General features: G+C 60.2%; 4 protein-coding genes. All 4 read left to right on the top strand.

What is annotated here, in order from left to right; translation table 11 throughout:
* Positions 1-325 precede the first annotated feature (325 nt).
* The 4 genes from KJ554_04885 (at position 326) to KJ554_04870 (ending at position 7,638) form a co-directional block, all read left to right on the top strand.
* Positions 326-1,909, top strand: coding sequence for a B12-binding domain-containing radical SAM protein (locus KJ554_04885; GenBank protein ID MBU0741674.1), 1,584 nt, complete (start codon positions 326-328; stop codon positions 1,907-1,909).
* A 293-nt stretch (positions 1,910-2,202) separates the two neighbouring features.
* The gene (locus KJ554_04880) at positions 2,203-6,057 is read left to right on the top strand and encodes a DUF4062 domain-containing protein (GenBank protein MBU0741673.1); all 3,855 of its coding nucleotides are present in this window, start codon (positions 2,203-2,205) and stop codon (positions 6,055-6,057) included.
* A gap of 300 nt (positions 6,058-6,357) precedes the next feature.
* Positions 6,358-6,834, top strand: coding sequence for a hypothetical protein (locus tag KJ554_04875; GenBank protein ID MBU0741672.1), 477 nt, complete (start codon positions 6,358-6,360; stop codon positions 6,832-6,834).
* A gap of 12 nt (positions 6,835-6,846) precedes the next feature.
* Positions 6,847-7,638, top strand: coding sequence for an endonuclease (locus KJ554_04870; GenBank protein ID MBU0741671.1), 792 nt, complete (start codon positions 6,847-6,849; stop codon positions 7,636-7,638).
* Positions 7,639-7,742: the final 104 nt, after the last annotated feature.

Raw genomic sequence — 7,742 nt, 5'->3', positions numbered from 1 at the left:
GCCATTCTCGCATCTCGGTCTCCTTTCCTTTTGAACTGGGCAGTTCTGGGAAAGGAGACCGTATATCATATATGCACGCCGTTACGGCAGAGCCATTTCGAGTCTCGCCGCCAGAGGCGGCGGCTTACCAGGGTTGAGTTAACGGCCAAATGGGTAGATCTCTACTTATAAACTGCCCACTTGACTAGACAGCTTTCGGGCCCCGAGAACTATGCTAGAATAGCTGCGAATCTGTCTCACGGGGTCCGGGATATCACACCCCCGTACCCCCTCAATCTCGACGGGAACAGGAGCCCCTTTGCCCAAGAACGACGTGAATGTCCTGATGGTGTTTCCCCGTTTCAGCCCCAACTCGTTCTGGAACTACTGGGAGACCTGCGCCGTCGCGGGCCGAAGGTACTCGGCCACGCCGCTGGGGTTGATCACGGTGGCCGCGCTCCTACCTGAAGAGTGGTCCGTGCGGCTAGTCGATCGCAACATCGAGGAGCTGCCAGACGGCGACCTCGAGTGGGCCGACCTAGTCATGATCGGCAGCATGCTGCCCCAGCAGGCCGATACCAAGCAGGTCATCGCCCTGGCCCACGCCAGGAACAGGCCGGTGGTCTTGGGCGGACCGGACGTGACCTGTAGTCCGTCCGTGTACGAGGAAGTGGAGTTCCGGATTCTCGGCGAGGCCGAGGAGATCATGGCCGATTTCCTGGCGGCCTGGCGCCGGGGCGATCGGCGCGGCATCTTTGTCTCGCGGACCTTTCCGAGCCTCCATGGCTCGCCGCCGCCCCGCTTCGATCTGCTCAAGCTCCAGCATTACATGAACGTCGGGGTGCAGTACTCGCGCGGCTGTCCTTTCAATTGCGAGTTCTGCAACATCATCGAGCTGAACGGGCGCGTCCCCCGCTTCAAGACCAACGAGCAGATGTTCCGCGAGCTGGACGCTCTTTACGAGCTCGGTTACCGCGGGCACGTCGATTTCGTCGATGACAACCTTATTGGAAGTCAGAAGATCGTCCGGCCGTTCCTGGTGGCGCTCTGTGGCTGGAACGAGCGCAGGGGCCATCCATTTGCGTTCTCGGCCAACACGAGCCTGAATTTGGCGGACAGCGACGAGATACTGGGCCTGATGCGCCGGAGTGGATTTTTCGCCATCTTCATTGGCGTCGAGACCCCCGACACCCGGACGCTGCTAAGCGTCAAGAAGAGGCAGAACGCGGGCAGGGATTTTGCCGAAAGCATCTACAAAATCTATCGGGCTGGCATCTTCGTGAACGCAGGTTTCATCATCGGATTCGATGCGGAGACGGATTCCGTGGCTCAGGCGATGACCCAGTGCATCGAGGAGATGGCCATCCCTATCTGCATGGTAGGCCTTCTGTATGCGTTGCCGAACACCCAGCTTTCCCGGCGATTGCACCAAGAGGGCCGGCTTCACGCCGATTCCGACCGCCTGGCGACAGACGACGATGCCGATCAGTGCACGTCGGGCTTAAATTTCGATACCCTGCGTCCCCGCTCGGACATTCTCCGGGATTACCGGGCGGTTCTCAGGTCGATCTATCATCCGGCGAGCTTCTTCGGCCGGGTACGCCGCATGGCGCGCACGCTCGATCCCATACCGGACAGACTCCCCAATGTGCTCCCCCGCTTGTGGCGCGATATCCAGTCCTTCCTGCGTATCAGCTGGCGCCTGGGTATCCGCGACCCGGAAGTCTGCGGTCCCTACTGGAGGGCTCTGGTCGACTGTTTTCTGCATAATCCACCGGCCTTCAGAACGGTCATTTCGTTCGCCGCACTGTACTTGCACTTGAAGCCGTTCGCCGGCTTCATGGACGCCCGGCTCCGGGAGCAGATCGGAGCTCATCCCTCGCCTGACGCAAGCCCTGCCCTCCGGCGCGCTCGCAGCATGCAGGAGTGATTTGAGTTCAGGTAGGAATGGCGAATCGCGACACGCAGAGATGATGCATGGCCGTGCCCGCCAGGGGACGACTTGTGTTTCGCCGCAGGCCCTCGATCTGGCGGCGGAGGGAGGCGTTCTCCAAAGCGAGCCGTTGCCGGGAGCGGAAGGCCGAAACGAGTGCTAGAACGATGATTTTGAACATCCGTGTAAGCTATGCTCGTTTCATGGCAACCGCAAGAAGACGATGCGGACGGAGTGATTGGTAGGGACAGGTGCCGGACCGAAGCATTGGCGATTGAGGGTAAGGAACCATGACTGCCGCTTGGCGAACGGTTCGAGTTTTTATTTCATCAACGTTCCGGGACATGCAGGCGGAACGGGATCATCTCGTGCGGTTCGTTTTCCCCAAATTGCGGCAGGAACTGCTACAGCGGCGCATTCATCTCGTGGATGTGGACCTGCGTTGGGGCGTGACCTCGGAACAGGATGCGCTTTCGGTCTGTCGCGAAATCGTGGACGAATGTCGGCCCCGGTTCCTCTGCATGCTCGGTGGACGGTACGGCTGGGTGCCACCCGGTAAGACCCGCTCCATTACGGCCGATGAGGTCCATTATGGAGTGCTGGATCGCGACCTCACGAGTCGCGGCTTCGCCTACTTCTATTTCCGCGATCCGTCAGCCACCGCAGCGATGGTCGAGGCTGCACCGGGAGAGTGTCGCGAGCCGGCCGGCAGCCATGGCGCTGATGCCTTAGCCGAACTAAAGACCGCCATCACCGCGGCCGGTCTCCAGCCGTTTATCTATCGGGCGCAGTGGGATGAACAATCCCGACGGCTGATCAGGCTGAATGAGTTTGGCGACAGGGTTTGCGCGGATCTCAAGCAGAGCATTGACCAGGAGTTCGGCCCGGCGACCGGGGAGAAGCCGGACGAGTTCACCGAAGAGAACGCGGCGATGGAGGCGTTCATCGAGGAACGAGTCCAACGCTTCGTGCTGGGCAGCCGCCAGCCGGTCTGGAACGAACTCCGGCAACACGCCGAAAGCACGGGCGGGAATGGTTATCTGTGCCTGTCGGGCGAAGCGGGCAGCGGGAAATCGGCGTTGCTGGGCAAGTTCTGCCAGGATTACCGGGAAGCCCACCCGCAGGACTTGGTGATTCCGCATTTCGTGGGGGCCAGTCCCGGTTCGACCGATGTGAGGCGGACATTGCGGCGGTTGTGCCACGAATTGGTGACCGGTGCCGCGCTGGCGGCGGAGATACCGGAAGACCCGGAGAAACTCCGGGCGACGTTTGCTGAAATCCTCCAACAGGCATCCGCCAAGAAACGCGTCGTGATTCTCCTCGACGCCATCAACCAATTCGATCCCACCACCCAGCTTGCCGGCTTGTCTTGGCTGCCCGAAGAACTGCCGGCGACCGCAGGCATCATTCTCTCCACCTTGAGCGGCCCGGCGCTGGACAGTTTGCGGCAGCGTCGTCAACCACCCCGGCCGGTGGAACTCCAGCCTCTCGACGCACAAGACCGCGAAGCCATCATCCGGGAATTCCTCCACCGGTACCGGAAGTCCATGACGGACGACCAACACGCGGCGCTGTCGGCCAAAGTCGATGCCGGCACCCCGTTGTATCTGCTGGTCGCGTTGGAGGAACTCCGCACGCTGGGCACGTACGAGGAGATCGCCGATCGCATCGCGCAACTGCCACCGGACACGCGGGCGTTGTTTATCTGGATCCTGAAACGACTGGAGGATGATGATGGTTTCCGTGACGCATCCGGCCAGAAGATCGGGCGGGAACTGGTGTCCCGGTTCGTCTCCTTGATGGGTGCGAGCCGGCATGGTCTGAGCCAGCAGGAACTCGTGGAACTCCTGTCGCCCGGTGACCCGCAAGGGCATGTGGCCGCCCTCGTGCAGCTCCTGCGTCCCTACTTGATGCAGCGCGGCGAACTGCTCGACTTCTACCACGGCCAGTTCCGGGAGGCGGTCGAACAAGCGTACCTGGAAAGTGATGATAAAAAACGCAAGGGGCACACCGAATTGGCGGAGTATCTCCATGCTCAGAACTACTGGCGTGAATCACTTGAGGCCCAGCGCCAGCGTGCCAAGAGACTACCGCCAACACCCCGACCGGCCAATGTGCGGAAGGTGGACGAACTCCCATGGCAAAGGCTCAGAGAAGCGCAGTTATCTGGACAATGGGGCGAAGTGGAGAACCTGTTTACCGATCCATTCTTTCTCGAAGCCAAAGTCGAAGCTGGATTTATCTTCGAATTGGCGGGCGACTTCAGTGCCGCGGTGAACGTCCTGCACGAGAACCGCCCTTGCCGCCGCATTCTCCAACTGCTTGAAGAGGGTATTCGCCGTGACATGCACTTCATCGCGCGCCATCCAACGACACTTTTCCAATGCTTGTGGAACTCTTGCTGGTGGTATGATTGTCCTGATGCGGAGTTGCACTATGATCCGCCAGTCGGGGGATGGCCGCGTCACGGACTTCCATGGAAGCAGCCGGGAGCGAAGCTATCCAATGTGCTTGACGCATGGCGCGCCTACCGGCTACAGGCTGGCTTGACGTCACACTGGCTCCGGTCATTGCGTCCGCCCATTGTCCCACTCGGCGTCGGCCAAACTTCTGTTTTTCATGGTCACACCAATGATGTTTCCTCGATAGTTTTTTTCACTGACGGACAGAAGCTCGTCAGCGGGTCGAGTGATGGAACTCTGTGCGTTTGGTCAATGCAAACCGGTGCTGTGTTGCTGAAACGGCGGTTCGAACAAGACGTGTCTTGCTTAGCGGTAGATTCGCATAACAACACTGTTGTCGTTGGTCTCGGCAGCGGTGCTGTGCATATCTGTCGAGCGCAAGATCTAACCGATAGAGCTGTGCTTCATGCTCACCCCAATCGCGTGAGAAGCGTCGCCCTTGCGCCGGGCGGAAAAGTGTTGGCCACCAGCTCAGACGAGAAAACCGTTCGTCTATGGAGCATGGATACGCTTCAAGAAGTTCAGCGGCTTGATGGGCATCAGGACGCAGTCATGTGCCTCGCGTTTGCTCGCAATGGTGATTATCTCGTAAGCGGATCCAAAGACATGTCTGTCGCCCTCCACGACTGCGCAACGGGCCGACCATTGAAGGTCTGGCAAGCATGCAAGCGCGATAGCAATCGTTTCACGCAGTGGGGTGTAAATAGCCTGTCTCTCTCGGCCGACGAACGATTCTTAGTGACTGGCGGAGGAGACGGTGCAGTTCGAATCTGGGCCCTGGAAACCGGGCTTCAAGTCCGTGAATTCAACCCCGCGGCCAAGTGGAGTGTTTCCGGCATCTCAGGCGTTGCTTTTTCACCGGATGGCCAACGTGTAGCCGCGGCCACGGATGACGGAACGCTTTACGTTTGGGAGATTGAGAGTGGCAGCGAGGTGGCTTCGTCCCGTCTTCCAATTTCCGGCGGCGAAATCATTATGATTGTCATAAAAGCAATCGCTTTCATCCCTCACGGGGAAAGGATCGCTGCAGCTTGTGGAGATGGAACGATACGCTTCTGGAACAGGGATTCCATGATATCCCCCGGGCGATTGCGCGGCCATCACGATTCCGGGGGAATCCAAAAGTGCAAACTTATGTATTCGCCAGATGGCAGCAGGCTTATTACTCAAGTAGCCCAGAGTATCTGGCTTTGGGACATCAACACTGGCCGACCTTTGACCCTTATTCACGGCGACACACAGCAATCCCTGCTTCTTCGACAGGCAAGATTCTCAGCAGACGGCAAATCAATCCTTGTGTTCACCCCCGGGATATCCGGAGCCGATCGTTTGATAGAAGTGCGCGATGTGGCAACTGGCGACGTGCAACCAAAGGCACACAATCTCCAGCCAGCCAAAGACAATGAATCTCCGACTATCGTTTATCCATACCATTCATCACTCAGTTGGAATAGCTTCACTGGAGAATCTGTGGTGAAGGACGACAAGACAGACGAAACCCAGTCATGGTTTCCCGACAGGCTGATAGCCTTTGCACCCCACCCTGCGGTTCCGATTTGGGTTGGACTTGTCGGAGCGAACCTTCTTTTTCTGAAATTGGATACAGACTACTTTTCGGAGCAAAAAAACGTTTCTCACCCTTCTCCGCCCCCCCGCACTAAGCCATGGTGGAAATTCTGGTGACTTCATTGTCGGGCTGCGGTCCGCTAGAGTTTACTTGCTTGGCGCTGTCCAGTGTGCTGTGCCTCCCAATAACTCCATCCGGCACAGGATCGGACCGAACAGAGTGGCAGATCGACGTTTCACGATGGACACCGTGGCTGCATCCGGGCGTGCTCAGGACGGATTTCCGCTCGAATTCAACAGGCCACCCCCGTCCGCATCGTCTATACTCCGCTTCACAGCGCCACCACCCATCCGAATCGCATCTCGCCCACTGAATGATCGTCCTCGTGTTTCCGTAGCCTACGAGAGGAGGCCCCCATGGATTCGTTCGATCCGTTCGTGAACATGCTGGTGATCCTGACCGTGCTGAGCGTCACGGCCGAGCGCCTCACCAATCTGCTGAAGCTGCAGAACCCCGACCTGAACGATCGCAAGACCGACAAGAAGGAGGAGCGCCGCCGCGAGCACCGGATCTCCCTGCGGACGATGGCCATCGGCGTCCTGCTGGCGATCGTCGTCAAGGCGAACTTCTTCGAGATCATGAGCAGCCTGCAGGACCCGTGGTCGACGCTGGGCTGGGTGCGCCTGGACGACTACCGCTGGATCCGTTCGCCGGCGACGGTCGAACTCTCCGCCTTCCTCTACACCCTCGGCGGCTGTCTCGTCACCGGCCTGGGGCTCGGGTTCGGCAGCAAGTTCTGGCACGACCTGCTGGGCACCGTCTACGAGTTGCGGAGCCTGGCCCGCAACAAGAAGGACAAGCAGCTGCTCGAGATGCCGGCCGGGCCGGAATAGGGGGTGATCAGCATGCCATTGACGACCGATCTCGAAACCAGGGCCAACGGCTGGACGGCCCTGGGTCTGACCGTGCTCCTGATCGCCGGCGGCTGGACGCTCGCCGACCAGGACATCGCCTGGGAGCTGCACCAGGGCATCTCGCAGAACACGACCGCCAGCTTCGACACCGCCAAGGAACGCCTCTACAACGAGGTGGACCTCGAGCCGGACGGGACCTACCGCTGCGTCTACAGCGGCACCCGCGTCGGCAACCAGACGAAGGACGACGGGCTGCTCAAGCCCCGCGAGGACGGGGGCGTCCAGGTCGAGCACACCTGGGCCTGCAACGCGCGCTGGCTCGACGCGTCGTACCACTTCGACCGCAACACCACGGTCGAGGGCGCCGACCTGCACCATCTCTTCCCGGCGCGCCAGGGGATCAACGGCAGCCGCGGCAACCTGCCCTTCGGCGAGTTGCCCGACGACGCCCGGCAGCTCTGGGTCGACGCCGACGGCAGTCTCGCCGCGGCGGGCGCCGGCACGCCCAGCGGCAGCTTCCGGGACCAGGACGCGCGCGACATCACGGTCTTCGAGCCCCGCGACGACCACAAGGGCAACGTGGCGCGCGCCATGTTCTACATGTCGGTGCGCTACTGGCTGCCCCTGGACGACGACATGGAGAGGGACCTGAGGGAGTGGAACGTCCTCGACCCGGTGGACGCCGCCGAGCGGGAGCGGAACGCGCAGATCGAGACGATCCAGGGCAACCGCAACCCCTTCATCGACGATCCGGCGCTGATCGACGAGATCGCGGACTTCTGAGGCTTGCGTGCTTATCATGTGATCTCTGGGTTCGCGCGAGATCCGCCACATCCGCCAGGGGAGATATTGCATGAACTGGACCGAACTTCTCACCGACGCCATCG

It is taken from the genome of bacterium, assembly GCA_018814885.1.
Classification (GTDB): domain Bacteria; phylum Krumholzibacteriota; class Krumholzibacteriia; order LZORAL124-64-63; family LZORAL124-64-63; genus JAHIYU01.
Note: the sequence above shows the minus strand (reverse complement) of the source record. Positions and strands in the feature narration are given on the sequence as shown.

Bases quoted from the DNA above. Each gene is read 5' to 3' on its own strand.
- KJ554_04885 (MBU0741674.1), top strand. From the start codon at position 326: ATGGTGTTTCCCCGTTTCAGCCCCAACTCGTTCTGGAACTACTGGGAG.
- KJ554_04875 (MBU0741672.1), top strand. From the start codon at position 6,358: ATGGATTCGTTCGATCCGTTCGTGAACATGCTGGTGATCCTGACCGTG.
- KJ554_04870 (MBU0741671.1), top strand. From the start codon at position 6,847: ATGCCATTGACGACCGATCTCGAAACCAGGGCCAACGGCTGGACGGCC.
- KJ554_04880 (MBU0741673.1), top strand. From the start codon at position 2,203: ATGACTGCCGCTTGGCGAACGGTTCGAGTTTTTATTTCATCAACGTTC.